Source organism: Burkholderia sp. NRF60-BP8 (assembly GCF_001522585.2).
Lineage (GTDB): Bacteria > Pseudomonadota > Gammaproteobacteria > Burkholderiales > Burkholderiaceae > Burkholderia.
The window spans coordinates 1,791,434-1,806,195 of record NZ_CP013372.1 but is presented as its reverse complement, the minus strand read 5'-3'; the positions used below and the strand labels follow the sequence as shown (position 1 = coordinate 1,806,195).

Annotated in this window: 15 protein-coding genes; 10 read left to right on the top strand and 5 right to left on the bottom strand. The window is 68.2% G+C overall.

Annotated elements, in window-relative coordinates; all coding sequences use genetic code 11:
* Positions 1–29: 29 nt before the first annotated feature.
* A complete protein-coding gene (locus tag WS54_RS08455) occupies positions 30–1,328 on the bottom strand; it encodes a substrate-binding domain-containing protein (RefSeq protein ID WP_034204551.1) in 1,299 nt (432 codons plus the stop codon).
* Between the two features lie 663 nt (positions 1,329–1,991).
* On the opposite strand from WS54_RS08455, the gene gspF reads away from it, so the two are divergent.
* Positions 1,992–3,209, top strand: a complete 1,218-nt coding sequence (gspF, locus tag WS54_RS08450) for a type II secretion system inner membrane protein GspF (protein WP_059783010.1) — start codon at positions 1,992–1,994, stop codon at positions 3,207–3,209.
* 8 nt (positions 3,210–3,217) lie between these two features.
* On the opposite strand, the gene WS54_RS08445 is transcribed toward gspF, so the two are convergent.
* Entirely contained in the window at positions 3,218–3,703 is a 486-nt protein-coding gene (locus tag WS54_RS08445) for a hypothetical protein (RefSeq protein ID WP_442861306.1), read from the bottom strand.
* Positions 3,704–3,725: 22 nt separating this feature from the next.
* On the opposite strand from WS54_RS08445, the gene gspG reads away from it, so the two are divergent.
* From gspG to WS54_RS08415, 6 genes are all read left to right on the top strand, one after another.
* A complete protein-coding gene (gene gspG / locus WS54_RS08440) occupies positions 3,726–4,208 on the top strand; it encodes a type II secretion system major pseudopilin GspG (RefSeq protein WP_442861305.1) in 483 nt (160 codons plus the stop codon).
* A complete protein-coding gene (locus WS54_RS08435; RefSeq protein WP_082725133.1) occupies positions 4,183–4,722 on the top strand; it encodes a GspH/FimT family pseudopilin in 540 nt (179 codons plus the stop codon). Before gspG ends, WS54_RS08435 begins: the two co-directional genes overlap by 26 nt.
* A 194-nt stretch (positions 4,723–4,916) precedes the next feature.
* Positions 4,917–5,663, top strand: coding sequence for a secretin and TonB N-terminal domain-containing protein (locus tag WS54_RS08430; RefSeq protein WP_059783016.1), 747 nt, complete (start codon positions 4,917–4,919; stop codon positions 5,661–5,663).
* Between the two features lie 6 nt (positions 5,664–5,669).
* A complete protein-coding gene (locus WS54_RS08425) occupies positions 5,670–6,218 on the top strand; it encodes an RNA polymerase sigma factor (protein ID WP_034204554.1) in 549 nt (182 codons plus the stop codon).
* A gap of 11 nt (positions 6,219–6,229) precedes the next feature.
* Positions 6,230–7,225, top strand: a complete 996-nt coding sequence (locus tag WS54_RS08420; RefSeq protein WP_059784937.1) for a FecR family protein — start codon at positions 6,230–6,232, stop codon at positions 7,223–7,225.
* Positions 7,226–7,533: 308 nt separating this feature from the next.
* A complete protein-coding gene (locus WS54_RS08415; protein WP_236872708.1) occupies positions 7,534–7,785 on the top strand; it encodes a FecR/PupR family sigma factor regulator in 252 nt (83 codons plus the stop codon).
* A 143-nt stretch (positions 7,786–7,928) separates the two neighbouring features.
* On the opposite strand, the gene WS54_RS08410 is transcribed toward WS54_RS08415, so the two are convergent.
* Positions 7,929–8,741 carry a hypothetical protein gene (locus tag WS54_RS08410; RefSeq protein ID WP_059783021.1) on the bottom strand — a complete coding sequence of 271 codons (813 nt, stop codon included), beginning with the start codon at positions 8,739–8,741 and terminating at the stop codon, positions 7,929–7,931.
* 182 nt (positions 8,742–8,923) lie between these two features.
* Here WS54_RS08410 and WS54_RS08405 point away from each other — a divergent pair, with 182 nt between their 5' ends.
* A complete protein-coding gene (locus tag WS54_RS08405) occupies positions 8,924–10,558 on the top strand; it encodes a transposase (RefSeq protein WP_059783023.1) in 1,635 nt (544 codons plus the stop codon).
* Between the two features lie 67 nt (positions 10,559–10,625).
* On the opposite strand, the gene gspK is transcribed toward WS54_RS08405, so the two are convergent.
* Positions 10,626–11,621 (bottom strand): type II secretion system minor pseudopilin GspK, encoded by a 996-nt coding sequence (gene gspK, locus WS54_RS08400; RefSeq protein ID WP_034204559.1) that lies wholly within the window; start codon positions 11,619–11,621, stop codon positions 10,626–10,628.
* Positions 11,622–11,655: 34 nt separating this feature from the next.
* The gene (locus tag WS54_RS08395; RefSeq protein ID WP_034204560.1) at positions 11,656–12,222 is read right to left on the bottom strand and encodes a hypothetical protein; all 567 of its coding nucleotides are present in this window, start codon (positions 12,220–12,222) and stop codon (positions 11,656–11,658) included.
* A 584-nt stretch (positions 12,223–12,806) separates the two neighbouring features.
* On the opposite strand from WS54_RS08395, the gene WS54_RS08390 reads away from it, so the two are divergent.
* The gene (locus WS54_RS08390; RefSeq protein ID WP_059783025.1) at positions 12,807–13,982 is read left to right on the top strand and encodes a TIGR03032 family protein; all 1,176 of its coding nucleotides are present in this window, start codon (positions 12,807–12,809) and stop codon (positions 13,980–13,982) included.
* Positions 13,979–14,626, top strand: coding sequence for an adenylyl-sulfate kinase (gene cysC / locus WS54_RS08385; RefSeq protein WP_034204562.1), 648 nt, complete (start codon positions 13,979–13,981; stop codon positions 14,624–14,626). Before WS54_RS08390 ends, cysC begins: the two co-directional genes overlap by 4 nt.
* Positions 14,627–14,762 lie beyond the last annotated feature (136 nt).

The window sequence follows — 14,762 nt, the reverse complement described above, 5'->3', positions numbered from 1 at the left end:
AGACGGTGGAGCATCCACCGTCAAATGGCTTAACGACCGGTGACCGAGCCCGTGCAGACGCTCGTGTTGCCGATGTCGAGGTTGAAGCCGCTCGTGTTGCTCAGGAAGTCAGCCGAGATTGCCGTCTGGAAGTTCGACGACACGGTGTCGAAACCGTTGCCGTGAACGATCGACGCGAAGCTGGCGTTCGTGTAGTGGCTGTTCAGGAAGTCGTGCACGGCGGTCTTGACCGACGGATCCGCGTAGCACTGGCTCAGGATGATCTGGCTGGTGCCGGAAACCGGATAGCCCGAACCCGGATTGCCGACATTCGGCACCCAGTTCGCCTGGTTGGCGGCGCGAGCTTGGGTGCTCGGGACAGTCGCCGTGCTGAGTGCGGTCGTCGCGTTCGCATACGTCGGCGCGTAGTACACGCCGTTCGAGGCGTTCACGAGGCTTGCCACCGGCAGCTGGAATGCGCTGGCCGACGTCACGACCGTGCTTTTCGGAGCCAGGAACGTGTTCGTGTAGTCCGGGCTCAGGTAAGCGACAGCGGCCGTGCCGGCCGACTGGTAGCTCACCAGTTGCGTACGCACGCCACCGCTACCCGAAGCCGGCGTGAAGTTCGACGGAACACCGCCCGGGAACGAAGCCGTGAACGTCAGCGAATCGACGAACGTCACGCCCGCAGCCGTATTGGCAGTCGTACAAACAGCTGCCAGGTGGCGGGTCAGCAGTTCGGTCGTGCCGCTACCGTCCGAACGGTAGACGACCTTGATCGGTGCGTTCAGCGCGTACACCGAACCCGTTTCCGGATTCGTGACCTGATTCCAGTTCGTCAGCTTGCCCGAGAACACGCCGCACAGGTCGTTGTCGTTCAGCGCGATGCTATGTGCCTGATTCGGCGTCGTTTGCGGGGTCGTCGTGCTCGTCACGGCCGGGCCGTTGACGACCGGCACCGTGATCGGCGTGACGACGTACGGAATCTGGATCAGCGGGCCATTCGTCGCGCCGAGGCCGGCCTTGTAGGACGTGAGCTGGGCGGTCGACAGGGCCGCATCGCTGTTCGCGAAGTGGACCGTGCCCGTGACGCCTGCGCCGAAGAACGTCGGCTGGTTGTTCAGGAACGCGTTCTGACCGGCGCCCGAACCCACCGAGTAATACGTGAACGAGCCTTCGGCGGTGCCGAACAGGCCGATTTCGGTCGCGGTGTTGCCGATCGCGCCGATGGTCGGGGCGACGAGCGACGAACCGCCGCCGTGGATGTCCGCGGCCATCGCGGCCGTGGCGCCCAGACCGGAAACAACGAGAGCGAGGACTTGACAGATCTTGCGCTTGCTGGATTTCATGAGAAATTTCCTTGAACGAAGATAAACGGGAACCCCTGCTACTGCGGTTGGAATGCTTATGGACCGCCGGGTAAATGTAGGAGGGAATTCGAACGGCGCGTGTGAATTTTTCATAACGAATGGTGCGTAACATTTTTATCGATCGAGCCATTGCGTTATTCGAATGGATAAAGCGCCGATCGGAGCGTCATTCGGCACGCGCTGGAGCGTCCAGATACTGGGATTGGGGCGGCGTCGTTCGACGGATTGCGCGCGAGAGCCCGTGTCGGGCTTAACGGAGGTCGTTGAAACAGCATGCGGAGCCAGGCAGCGCTATCCCAACTTCACGACGGTTTCGTGGCGGATGTTACGGAACATTGCGCACGTCGATGAATACCTTCCGTTTCGATGTATTTTTCTGATTGTCGCTCGAATCTGTAAATGAAAGGTCGAGCAAGGTCGTAGTGTATTTAATGTGTGTTCAGTTAATTGACTGGATAAGATTGAAATCGTTTTTACGTTATAAGAATGGCGAATCCGGGTAATAAGCCCCGTCAAAAAAGGTAGCCCAACATCCGTCACAAATCTGCGCCGGTTCGCTCCGTAGTCTTCCCCGGCGACTCCGCCCGGCACATTGCGCGCCGTCGCCGAAAAAAGTCGCACGCGTGACACGAGGGCACTGACATGTCGGCATTCCGCTACGAAGCGATCGATCCCACCGGCCGCACGCTGAAAGGCGTGCTCGAAGCCGACAGCGCGCGCGCGGGCCGCAGCCATCTGCGCACGCAGGGGCTCACGCCGCTCGTCGTCGAACTGGCCGCGCAGCGTCTGCACGGCGAGCGCCATCAACGGTTGTCGCTCGGCCGCAAGCTCTCGCAGCGCGAGCAGGCGATCATCACGCGCCAGCTCGCGAGCCTGCTGGTCGCAGGTCTGCCGCTCGACGAATCGCTGTCGGTATTGAGCGAGCAGGCCGAACGCGAATACGTGCGCGAGCTGATGGCGTCGATCCGAGCGGAAGTCGTCGGCGGCCATTCGTTTGCGAATGCGTTGAGCCAGCATCCGCGCGATTTCCCCGAGATCTATCGCGCGCTCGTCGCGGCCGGCGAGCACACGGGCAAGCTCGGCATCGTGCTGTCGCGCCTGGCCGACTACATCGAACAAAGCAACGCGCTGAAGCAGAAGATCCTGCTTGCGTTCACGTATCCGGGCATCGTCACGCTGATCGCGTTCGGCATCGTCACGTTCCTGCTGAGCTACGTGGTGCCGCAGGTCGCGAACGTGTTCACCAGCACCAAGCAGCAACTGCCGACGCTGACGGTCGTGATGCTCGCGCTGTCGGACTTCGTGCGGCACTGGTGGTGGGCGTCGCTCGCGGCGACGGTCGCGATCGTCTATGCGATCCGCAAGGTGCTGTCGCGCGATCCGCCGCGGCTCAGGTTCGACACGTGGGTGCTCACCGCGCCGCTCGCGGGCAAGCTCGTGCGCGGCTACAACACGGTGCGCTTCGCGAGCACGCTCGGCATTCTCACGGCGGCCGGCGTACCGATCCTGCGCGCGTTGCAGGCGGCCGGCGAGACGTTGTCGAACCGCGCGATGCGCGCGAACGTCGACGACGCGATCGTCCGCGTGCGCGAAGGCGCCGCGCTGTCGCGTGCGCTAGCGCATACGAAGACGTTTCCGCCGGTACTCGTGCACCTGATCCGCTCGGGCGAGGCGACGGGCGACGTGACGACGATGCTCGATCGCGCATCCGAAGGCGAATCGCGCGAGCTGGAGCGCCGCACGATGTTCCTGACGAGCCTGCTCGAACCGCTGCTGATCCTCGCGATGGGCGGCGTGGTGCTCGTGATCGTGCTGGCGGTGATGATGCCGATCATCGAGCTGAACAACATGGTGCAGTGATGCGCGGCTCAGCGCACGAACGCGTTGGCTTTCTCCGCGGCGGGCAGCGCGATTTCGCGTTGCAGCCCGTTGCGGTCGACGACGATCGAGCGCGCGCGAACCTCGGCAAGCTTCGCGGCTTCGCCGATCGCCGCGCCGAGCGACACGACGCGCGATGCTTCGCCGCCGACGCTGACGATCGCGGCCGCTCGGCGTGCATCGAACGCGAGTACGCCGAGCAACTGGATGGCATCGCGGCCGTCGTCGGGTTTCGCGCCGAACAGCCGTGCGCCGGCCGCAACGTCGACCGGCGCGGGCGGCGGTGCAAGCGCCGCGACCGGCGCATCGGCGGCGCTCAATACGCGCACGGCCCACAGCGACACGGCGGCGAGCGCTGCCGCGGCAGCGAGCGTCGCCGCGAGCTGTACGAGATCGGTGCGGGACGGCGCGATGCGAAGCAGGTCGAATGGTTTCATGGCGACGGGTCGATGCAATGGACAGAACACGTTTTCCATTCTTTGCCGCGAGGGTGAATGCATGATGACGGGCCTCAACGAAACCCGAGCGTCGTACGCCGGCCACGTGCGTGAACGTGGGCGTCGTCGCACGCAACGCGGCTTCACGCTGATCGAGATCATGGTGGTGGTCGCGATTCTCGGGATTCTCGCGGCGCTGATCGTGCCGAAGATCATGAGTCGTCCGGACGAGGCGCGCCGCATCGCGGCCAAGCAGGACATCGGCACGATGATGCAGTCGCTGAACCTGTATCGCCTGGACAACGGCCGTTATCCGTCGCAGGAGCAGGGGCTTGCCGCGCTGATCCAGAAGCCGACGACCGATCCGATACCGAACAACTGGAAGGACGGCGGTTACCTGGAGCGCTTGCCGAAGGATCCATGGGGAAACGCGTATCAATACCTGAACCCGGGCGCGCACGGCGCGATCGACGTGTTCAGTTACGGTGCGGACGGCAAACCGAGCGGCGAGGGCAACGATGCGGACATCGGCTCGTGGCAGTGACGGAACGATGGGCATCCTGAACGGGCGCGGACGACGCGCGGGCGCTGCACGTCGCACGGCGGCCGGCTTCACGTTGCTGGAGATGCTCGTCGTGCTCGTGATCGTCGGGCTGCTGGTCGCGGTCGTGACGCTCGCGCCGTCGCGCAACCGGCGCACCGATCTGGCGGAGGAGGCGCAGCGCCTGGCGAACCTGCTCGAATCGGCCGGCGACGAAGCGCAGGTGCGCGCGATGCCGATCGCATGGCAGCCGGTCGGCGGCGGCTATCGCTTCGTGCAGCGCACCGAAAGCGGCGGCTGGGCGCCGATGACCGACGACCTGTATCGCGCCCGCCGCTGGGGCAGCGAAGTGACGGGCGTGTCGGTGCGTTACACGGGCGGCGGCGAAGCGCCGTCGCGGATCGTGCTCGGCAGCGAAAGCATCGACGTGCCGGTGACGATCACGCTGTGGTCCGGCGACGTGCGGATGGCCGTCGTCGGCACGGGCATCGGCAACTTCGTCGTGCGCCGGCCCTGAGCGGCGGGCGTCGTGGTTCACGTGCGAGTGCGCGATGCACGAAAGCGGTGCGGCGCGATCGCGTCGCGCGGCGAAACGCTTCACCGGACTGTCACAGTGCCCGCTCACAATCTGTCGTTCGCTTGCGACGGAGCCGCTCACGGGGATGCACGCTTCGGCACGCGGCGTGCAACTCCACTTCCGTCCAGGGATTCATGACTCGTTCACGGGCGCCGACCGGTGTCCTGGCGCTCGTCGCGTGGCTCGCGTTCGCCGTGCTGTCGATGCGCGGCGCGTACGCGCAGGAGACCGGTTCCATCGGCCGCCAACCGGGTAGCGCGGTGCATTTCGATCTGCCCGCGCAGCCGCTCGCGAAGACGTTGCAGGATTTCGCGCGGCTCACCGAGATGATCGTGCTCGCGCCGGCGCCGCTGCTCGACGGGCGCACGAGTGTGCCGGTCCAGGGCGATTTCGCGCCGCGCGACGCGCTCGAGCGGATGCTGGCCGGAACGGGGTTGCGTGCGGAATTCTCGCGTCCGGACGAAGCGATCATCGTCGCGCAGCCGGCCGCCGAGACGCCGCCCGCGCCGGCCGACACGCCGGCGGATGCGGCGCTGCCGATCGACGGGATCGGCGATTCCGGCGATCGGCGCGCGTTCGCGGGCCTGCTGCAGGCGCATCTGATCGATGCGCTGTGCGCGCAGCCGGCGGCCGTGCCGGGCAGCTATCGACTCGTCGCGCAGATGCGCATCGACAACAGGGGGGCGGTGGTGGCGGTCAACATGGTGGCATCGAGCGGTTCGGCCGCCCGCGATGCGGCGGTGATGCGCGCGCTGCGCGCGCTGAAGCTGGACGACGCGCCGCCTGCGGACCTGCCGCAGCCGGTCACGATCCTGCTGCGCCCGGCCGGCAACGGCGTGCATTTCCGTTGTCCGGCGCCGCAGCCGGCCGTTCGGGGCTAGGCCATCATGTCCGACGGCAACCGCTCCGGGCTCCGGAATCTGCTGGCGACGCGCTACGCGTACCTGGTCAGGCGGCTGGAACGCGTGACGGGGTCGAAGGACGGCGCCGCCGATGCGCTGCACGAAACCTGGCTTCGCCTCGAGAACGCGAACGTCTCCACGCAGGTGACGAACGCGGACGCCTATATACTCGGGATGGCGAACAATGTCGCGATCGACCAGCATCGGCGCGAACGGCGGCATCTGCACGACGACGACGTCGAGACGCTGCTGGAGGTGCCCGACGAACTGGCCGATCCCGAGCGCATCGTCGCGGCGCGCCGCAAGGTCGAGACGCTGAAGGACGTGCTGCGCGGCCTGCCGCCGCGGCGTCGCGCGATTTTGCTGGCCGCCCGCGTGGACGGCCTGCTGAATCGCGAGATCGCCGAGCATTTCGGCATTTCGCTGCGGCTCGTCGAAAGCGAGCTGAGCGCGGCGATGAAGTACTGCCTGCAGCGGATGCAGGAAGACGGCGATTCGTACGCGGGCACGCGAGGCGGCCCGCGCAAATTTTGAGCATCCGGACGATGACGAAAGCCCAGGCCCAACCTGCCCACGACGAACTCGACGAAGCGAGTGCGTGGCTGCTGCGTCTGCGCTCGGGGGACGCGAGCCAGGACGACGCCGACGCGTTCGAACGCTGGTGCAAGGATCGTCCGCAAGCCGCCGATCTGCTGCGCGGCACCTGGAGCTCGCTGCGCACGGCCGCGACCGAACTCGCGTACGAGGAGCGCACGGCCGCGGCCTGGGCACAGGTCGCCAGGCGCGAACGCACGATGCGCACCGGGCGGCGCGCGTTCATCGGCTTCGCGGTCGCCGCGGGCGCGTCGTGGCTCGTCGTGCGGCCGCCGCTGCAGCTGTGGCCGTCGCTCGGCGACATCGCGGCCGATTACCACACGGGTACCGGCGAGCAGCGCAGCGTCGCGCTGTCGTCGCGGGTCACGGTCGAACTGAATACGCAAACGCGCGTCGACGTGCTGCCGGCGAGCGATGCCGCGCATGGCGTCGAAGTCGTCGCGGGCGAGGCGGAGATCGACGCGGTCGCGCCGCCGGCCGGCCGCGCGACGCCGATCCAGCCGGTCACGGTGGTGGCGGGCGGCGGCCGCATGCGGGCGCTGGTCGCGCGTTTCAACGTGCGGCGTACGGGTGCGCAGGTCTGCGTGACCTGCCTGTCCGGCACGGTCACGCTCGAACATCCGCGCGGCGCGCGTACGCTGAGCGCCGACGATCAGGTCGTCTACGACGACCGCGGCGTGCAGCCGGTGTCGCGGACCGATCCGGGCGCCGTCAGCGCGTGGCGGCGCGGCATGCTGGTGTTCAACGGCGTGCCGCTGTCGGACGTCGTCGACGAGATCAACCGCTACCGGCGCGGCAAGGTCATCCTGCGCAGCGCGTCGCTCGGCGCGAACCGAATGCAGGCGCAGTTTCCGATCACGCGGCTCGACGACGTGATCGACATGGTCGGCCGCCTGTACGGCGCGCACATCACGCGCCTGCCCGGCAATATCGTGCTGCTGAGCTGAGCTGAGCTGAGCTGAGCTGAGCTGAGCTGAGCTGAGCCGGGCCGAGCTGCTTTCCCCGCGTTCCGCTTTCCTTCCTTTCTCCCGTTTCCATCCGGCCGTTGCTTCGCCTGCCGCGGTGCTGCCCGCGCTGCGGGTTACGGCGCGTCGATACGACCTTATCCATGAGGGCCGGCAAACGCCGGGTCGTCACGCGTGACGGCCCGGTGGGGCGTCGTCGGACCCGAGGCGTGGGTGGCAAGCGCCCCGGCCGCGCAGCGATGCGCGGTGGGGGGATGTGTGTCGAGGGAGCTTCGGGCGGTGGCGTGATCATGAACGAATCGCAACGGGATACGGATTCCGGCGACGCGGACACGCGCGCCGACGCGATCCGCGAGGGCGCGGTGCGCTGGCTGCTGTGGCTGCGCGCCGGCGACACGACTGAACGGGAACGCGACGCTTTCGGGCGGTGGCGCGCGCAGAGCGACGAGCATGCACGCACGGTGCGCGAGCTGATCTGGATGTGGGCCGTGCTGGAGACGGTCGGCCGCCCGGAGCCGGGCGGGCCCACGCGCACGCATTGACGCGCCGCATCGGCGTTGCAAGAAAGTCTGCGGGTTAGGCGAGGCTGCTGCGACCTTGTATATGAGAGAGCGAGGGCCGTGAAGAGGGGCGATGGCGTGGAGACCGGGGGAACGGGGGCCGGAATGGGCCCCCGGATCGCCCGTCATGCACGGTGGTCGGCGCGCGCGCCGGTCCATGCGGCGTCGAGCGGGTCGTCGGCATCGCGCAGCGGCTCGCGCAGAAACGGAAAGCGTTCGACGAACGGTGCGGATTCTTGCAGGGCCACGATATGGTTGACCATCCATTGCAGCAGTTCGCCGCCGTGCCGGACCTGTTCCGGGCGCCAGTCCGGCATCGTCGAGAAGAGGGCGGAGAAGCCGCTCCAGCGCGACGGGCGATCGTTGTCGCCGGGGCGGAAATAGGTATTCATCGCGACGTCGCACGCGGGTGTCAGCGTGCCGACGAACAGCCCGTGCGGCGTCGGCACGCCGACCTGCTGCCAGCCTTCCGCGATCGCCAGCGAGCGCATCACGCGCGCCGCGACGAACGCGATGCGCGTCTCGTGCTCGATCTCCGCAAGCGACATCACGCCGTTGCGCTGCATGCAGCGCGCGACCGCGTGCGGCCGGATCGCGTTCGACGCGAAACTTCGCAGCACGAGGTCGGGCACCGTCAATTGAAGCTGGAATTCGCGCAAGCCGTGCTCGGCGCTCATCGTCGAGAAATGGACGAACAGCCCTTCTGCGTGACCGAGCGCGCCGACGTACGGTTCGAGCCCGAGGCGCACGAGTTTCGGCGCGATCTGACGCTCGAGCAAGCGGAGCAGGTTGCGGCGATTGCGCACGCCCTTGAAATCGTCGAGGCCGCGCGTGACGACATCGCTGATTTCCCAGCGGCGCTCGTCGGCGATGAGCCGCGGGGAGCCGCTCAGATCGAACCGGGCGCGGCCGTGCGCCACGCGGGGATCTACGTACATGCCGGTGCCTCGTGCATTGATTGCGGGTGGCCCGCCGCGACGGCGCGGCGTCGCGCGGAGCGGGTCGCTCACGATGCTGCGGGGTCGATCGCGCTGCGTCAAGTGCGAACGCGGTTCGACGCGCGCGAGCGCATGCCGGTGCGGCGGCCCGCGCGCTCGACCGGACCGTGTGGGGTAACGCGATGATGCGCACGATCGTCGAACGCTTCGTCGAGCAGAGCCCGATGACGATCATGGCGCGGCTCGTCCTGCAATGCGCGCTACACGACGACTGGGTCGACGCCGCGGCGGGCGCCGGCGACGAGCCCGACGGCGAGTCGATCCGCGAGGCGCTGTTCGCCGCTGCCGTCGACGCGATCGCGGCGATTGCCGCGTGGCGGCGGATGCCGGATGCGGCCGGCGCCGTCGCGCCGGGGTTCGGCGCAGCCGTGACGGCGCTGCACGATTGCATGAGCCGGTGGCGGTCCGGCTGGGGGCGTGCGCTGGCCAGGGACAGCGTCGACCTGCTGCTGCCGGTCGCGTCGGTGCGCGGCGTCGACGGTGCGTGCGCCGTCGACGGGATGCGGCTGCGCGTGCTCGATGGGGCTGGCGAGGCCTGTGCGCCGCGAGCCGACGGTTGCGATTGCGGGCGCGCGTGCGACGACCCGGCGCGCGATGCGGCGGCCGGCGGTGCGCGCGTCCTGCCGGTGTACGACCCGGATCTCGGGATGATCGTCGACCTGCTGCCTTGCGAGCGCGGCCGGTCGCACGAGCGTGCATTCGTCGGCGCGCTGCTCGAAGCGGTCCGGCCCGGCGAGCTGTGGATCGTCGACGGGCGCTTCGATACGGATGCGATCCTGTCCGGCTGGCCGCGCCGGGGCGGCGCGTTCGTGCTGCGCGAATACGGCCGTTCAACTGCGTGCCGACCGCTCGGCGATTGGCGGGACGCCGGCGTGTTCGGCGCCGGGCGCGTTCGCGAACGATCCGTCGGGATGTCCGGCGAAGGCGGCGCGTCGGACACGTTTCGCCAGATCGAATGGGAGGGCGCGGAGGCGTCCGGCGAAAGCGTCACGCTGCTGACCGATCTGCCGGCCGAGCGGTTCGACGCGCCGCAGATCGTGGCGCTGTCGCGTCGACGCTGGCGCGACGCGTTGCCGCTCGCGCTCGAGTCCGTGACGGGCGGCACGCCGTTCGGCGCCGTGCCCGCGCGTGCGGCGTTGCTGGCGAGCGGGATCGCCGCGTTCGCCTACAACGCGTTCAGCGCGATGACGCGCGTCGTTGACGGCGCACTCGATCTCGATGCGCGCGACGTCGCGCGCCTGCCGTCGCTGATCGCCGACGGCGTCACGGCCACCTATGCGGGCATGATGATCGCGCTGCCGCCCGACTGGTGGCAGCGTTACGACCGGTTGCCCGCGACGACGCTCGGCCAGATCGTGCGGATGCTCGCCGTGCACGTCGACCCGCGCAGCGAACGGCGGCGCCGCCGCGACAGCCGGTTGTCGTCGAAGTCGCAGGCATTGCTGCGCGCCGCGACGCTCGAGTGCCTGCTGCACGACAACGGCGACGATCCGGCCGCGAACGTGTTCAGCCTGCGCACGATCGCGATGGCGACGCGCGACTTCAGCAGCAATCCGTCGAAGGCGCTGCGGCACGCCGGCGAGGCACTGGTGATGGTCACCAAGTACAACCGGCCGATCGCGCTGCTCGTGTCGATCGACGACTGGAACCGGCTGCTCGGCGAAGTGCGCGAGACGAGCTTCACGCGCTTGTCGTTCGATGCGGCGGCGTCGCCGGGGCAGCGACCGGTGACGTTGAGCGAGTCGTCGCTGAATTAGCCGGCGCCGACCGCACGTTGCCGGCCCGGCTCGGCGTTCGCCGCGCCCGTCTCTGCCGCATCCGGCTTCAACTCGTCAGCCGCCGCACCCAGATCACCGACGTCCACGCGAAATTGCCGCTGCCGTAGCGTGCGATCAGCGTGTCCACGCGCGCGTTGATCCGCGCCGAATGCACGCGGCAATGCACGATGAAGTAGCCGCTGTTTACGCCGACGGCCGAGCCGTCCGGCAACGTCGGGTTGCCGCCCTGCGCGGGCAGCAGGTATTCGGCGATGTCGCCGGTGCTCACGAAGTAGGCGGTCGCGCGCCGGTCGACGAGCCGCTTGGCCTGGCTCGCCGACAGCGTCGGGATCGCGGCGACGAGCACGGGTTCGGTCGCGGTGTTCGCGTTGACGACGGTCAGGTCGGGCAGGATCGTGACGTACGGCGCGAGCGCTTCGATCGCATGCGCGTCGTAGCCGGGAATACGTGCGAGATCGTCGACGGACACGAGCTGCAGCGGCCAGCCGCCCGGGCCGTTCGCGTCGCGCAGCGAGCGCAGCATGTAGTCGGCCGTCGGTTGCGCGAGCGCCGGATCGAGCGACAACTGGCCGAGCAGGCGCCGGTACGCCAGCACGCCTTCGCCGTTGGACTGCCACGGCTTGCCGGGCGCGGCGCGCGACACGAGGTTCATCAGGTTGAAGCGCGCCTGCGCGTCCTCGACGCTGCCCGAGATCCACGCGCGCGACAGCTCCGCATTGACCGCCAGCGCGTCGGACGGCAGCAGGTCCGAGAGCTGCACGTCGGCGACCGGCGCCGACCACGTCTGGCCGACGAACGTGACGTTCGACGTCGCGCTTTGCGCGCGCAGCGTCGCGCGTGCCCATTCGACGGCCGCGCGCTCGATCCACATCGTCTGTGTCGCGAGCCGCTGGTTCTCGACGTCGCGCGTCGCGACCTGCTGGCGCCACAGTACGCTGGCCGCGAGCGTGGCCGCCAGCGCGACGACGAGCAGCACCGTCACGATCGCGATGCCGCGTTCGCGCGGTGCGTATGCCGTCCTTCCCGTCCCGTATCGATGCATCCGCGTGCCCCTCCGCAGTGTCGGCGCGGCGCGCTCACACCTCGAACGCCATCCACGCATGCGCGATGCTCGCATGCGCGGATGACGCGACGCCGAACAGCGCGGCGAGCCCCGCGACCCAGCACGCGAGCGTCGCGGGGCGCATGCCGTCGTCGGCAAGCGGACCGACCAGGTCGGCGATCGCGTGCGAGCGCCACAGCAGCAGCACGAACAGCGTGCAGCCGACGGTCATCGCGATCGCGAACGTGTGGGCTGCAACCGCGGGGCGGCGGGTGAACGGCGTGCGGTGATGCCGCTGGTTCGTCGCGACGATCGCGACCCCGTTCGCGACCGGCACGATCGCCATCGCCAGCGCCCAGAACAGCGGCTGATCGCTCGACGGATTGATCAGCAGCAGCGTGCCGATCGTCCAGACCGGCGGCGCGAGCAGCGTGAGCACGGACCACGACAGCAGTTGCCACGCGAGCCACGGCGAGCGCCAGCGCAGCGGCGGATTCGACGCGGCACGAGCGGCGGCGCGCGGATGCAGCTGGCCCGGCATGCCGGCGGCGCCGGCCAATCGCCCGGCGAGCCACCGTACGAGCATCGTGGCGAATGACATGATGTGTCCTGTCGTTGACATGTTCCGTTCTCAATAGCTAGGACGAATCGGGCGGCTGCAAGCCGCAGGATTTCGCACGTGCTCGCGGTTTGCGGTGCGGCGTAAACGGTCCCGACGATCGCACCCCGTGTTTCGCGCGTGTTTCGTGAATATCTTCAGTCGAATGTCACAAAAACTTCCCGGTTGAAACCGGAGGATTGTCGGGCCGCACGCTGCCCGTCGCGTTTTCGCTCGCGGGCCGGCCGGACGGCGACTCGTTTGCCGGCGGGCTGCCGACGCGCCGCGCGTCGGCCAGGCAACGACATGTATACGAAATGGGGGCCACGCAAGGTCATGCGCCGCATCTCGCGCGAGGGAGCGGCTGCACGCATGCAGGCCGCTTGCGTCGACCGCTGCCCGTGCCGGCGGATCGGTCGACGTCACGCAAAAAACATTGCGGCAATGCGCGCTTCATTCCGTCTAGGTAAGTGGGAGCTGCGACTTGGTGCGCCGTACGCGGCCCCGTTCGCGACCGATGCGCGTGCATCGAGCCGGCAGGCAAGCGAGCATTTTTTCTCATCAGGCGGCGTGAAGCCGACAGGTGCATGACAGTGGAACAGTTCGAGGAAATCCGGCCGGCGGGCGAAACCGATGCGCCGACGGACGACGTATCGGCGCGGCAGGCGGAAGCGTTGTCGCCAGTCATCAACCTGCGCGACACCGGGCGCTTCCTGCAGGTGCTCGAGGCGCTCGGGTGCTCGCTGGCCGTGAGCCGCCGCCCGTCCGGCGTGGCCGTGATCGGCGTCGACGACGGCGTGCCCACGCTGTCCGCGTGCCTGTTGCCGCGCTCGATGGGGATGGCCGTGTCGGGCAAGCGGCTCGCGATCGCGACGATGCACGAGCTGATGGTGTTCGCGAACGTATCGACGCTCGCGCCGCGCTATCCTGCTCGACCGGATCACTACGACGCGATGTTCGTGCCGCGCATGGCCTATTACACGGGCGATCTCGACCTGCACGACATGGCGTTCGACAAGCACATCGTGCTCGCGGTCAACACACGCTATTCCTGCATCAGCGTGATCGACGGCTATTTCAACTTCACGCCGATCTGGCAGCCGCCGTTCGTGACGGAGACCGTGCCGGACGATCGCTGCCACCTGAACGGCATGGCGTTCGCCGACGGCAAGGTGCGGTTCGCGACGGCGCTCGGCATGAGCAACGAGCCGTTCGGCTGGCGCAGCGGGATGGCCGACGGCGGCATCGTGATGGAGGTGCCGTCCGGCCGGATCGTCGCATCGGGGCTGTCGATGCCGCATTCGCCGCGCGTGATCGGCGGACGCCTGCACGTGCTCGAAGGCGGCCGCGGCCACGTGCTGCAGATCGATCCGCAGTCGGGCGCGCGGCGCGTGCTCGCGAAACTGCCGGGCTTCACGCACGGTCTCGCCGAATACGGGGGCGTGCTGTTCGTCGGGCTGTCGAAGTTGCGCGACAAACGCGGCCCGCAGGGGCTGCCGATCGAAAGCGAATCGGATGCGCTGGTCGCGGGGGTCGCCGCGCTCGACGCGAACACCGGCGACGTGCTCGGCATCCTGCAGTTCTTCAACGGCGTCGACGAGATCTTCGACGTGCAGGTGATCCCGAACGTGCGGCGTGCCGAAATCCTGAGCCCGCATCAATGGGCCGAGACGCCGTCGATCGTGACGATGCAGGGCGGCTTCTGGCAGACGCGTCCGCGCGAGGACGACGAACCCGCGAAGGCGGCGGAGCGTGCGCGATGAAGATCGATCGTTGCGGGTTTCCCGACGTCGTTTCGTCCTTATCGGTAGACGTGCCCCGCGACGAGCGGCGCGTGTCGCCACGGCGGGCCGGCGGAGTGTTGTGGCTCACCGGCTTGTCGGGGGCGGGCAAGACGACGCTGGCCGATGCGGTAGCGGCGCGACTGCGCGAACGACGCATGCATCCGGTGGTGCTCGACGGCGACCGGCTGCGTACGGGGCTGAATCGGGATCTCGGTTTTACGGTGCAGGACCGTTTCGAAAACGTGCGGCGCATCGCGGAAGTCGCGGCACTGACGAGCGAATCCGGCGCGCTGGCGATCGTCGCGGTCATTTCGCCGCTCGCGGCGATGCGCGATGCGGCGAGAGCGATCGTCGGGCCGGCGTTCCGTGAGGTGTATGTGAGCACGCCGCTGGCGTGCTGCGAGGCGCGGGATCCGAAAGGGCTGTATGCGAAGGCGCGGTGCGGCGCACTGCCGGAATTCACCGGTGTGTCGGCGCCGTACGAACCGCCGGTGAAAGCCGATCTCACGCTCGATACCGGCCGCGCATCGCTCGCGACGTGCGTCGATACGCTGTTGCAATTCGCCGTGACGCAGTTCGGTTGTCAAGCGGATGCGCAGGCGGCGCCGACGCATCGCGGCTAAGTTCGGCTCGACGGCATGAAAGGCATTGCGCGGATCATGATAAGGATGACGAATCAATCGTCATCAAAGTGAAACAGGCAACTGATAGCGGGGCGAGCGACGGGGTCGCGACAGCTTCGCTGCGGTCCGGAACGAC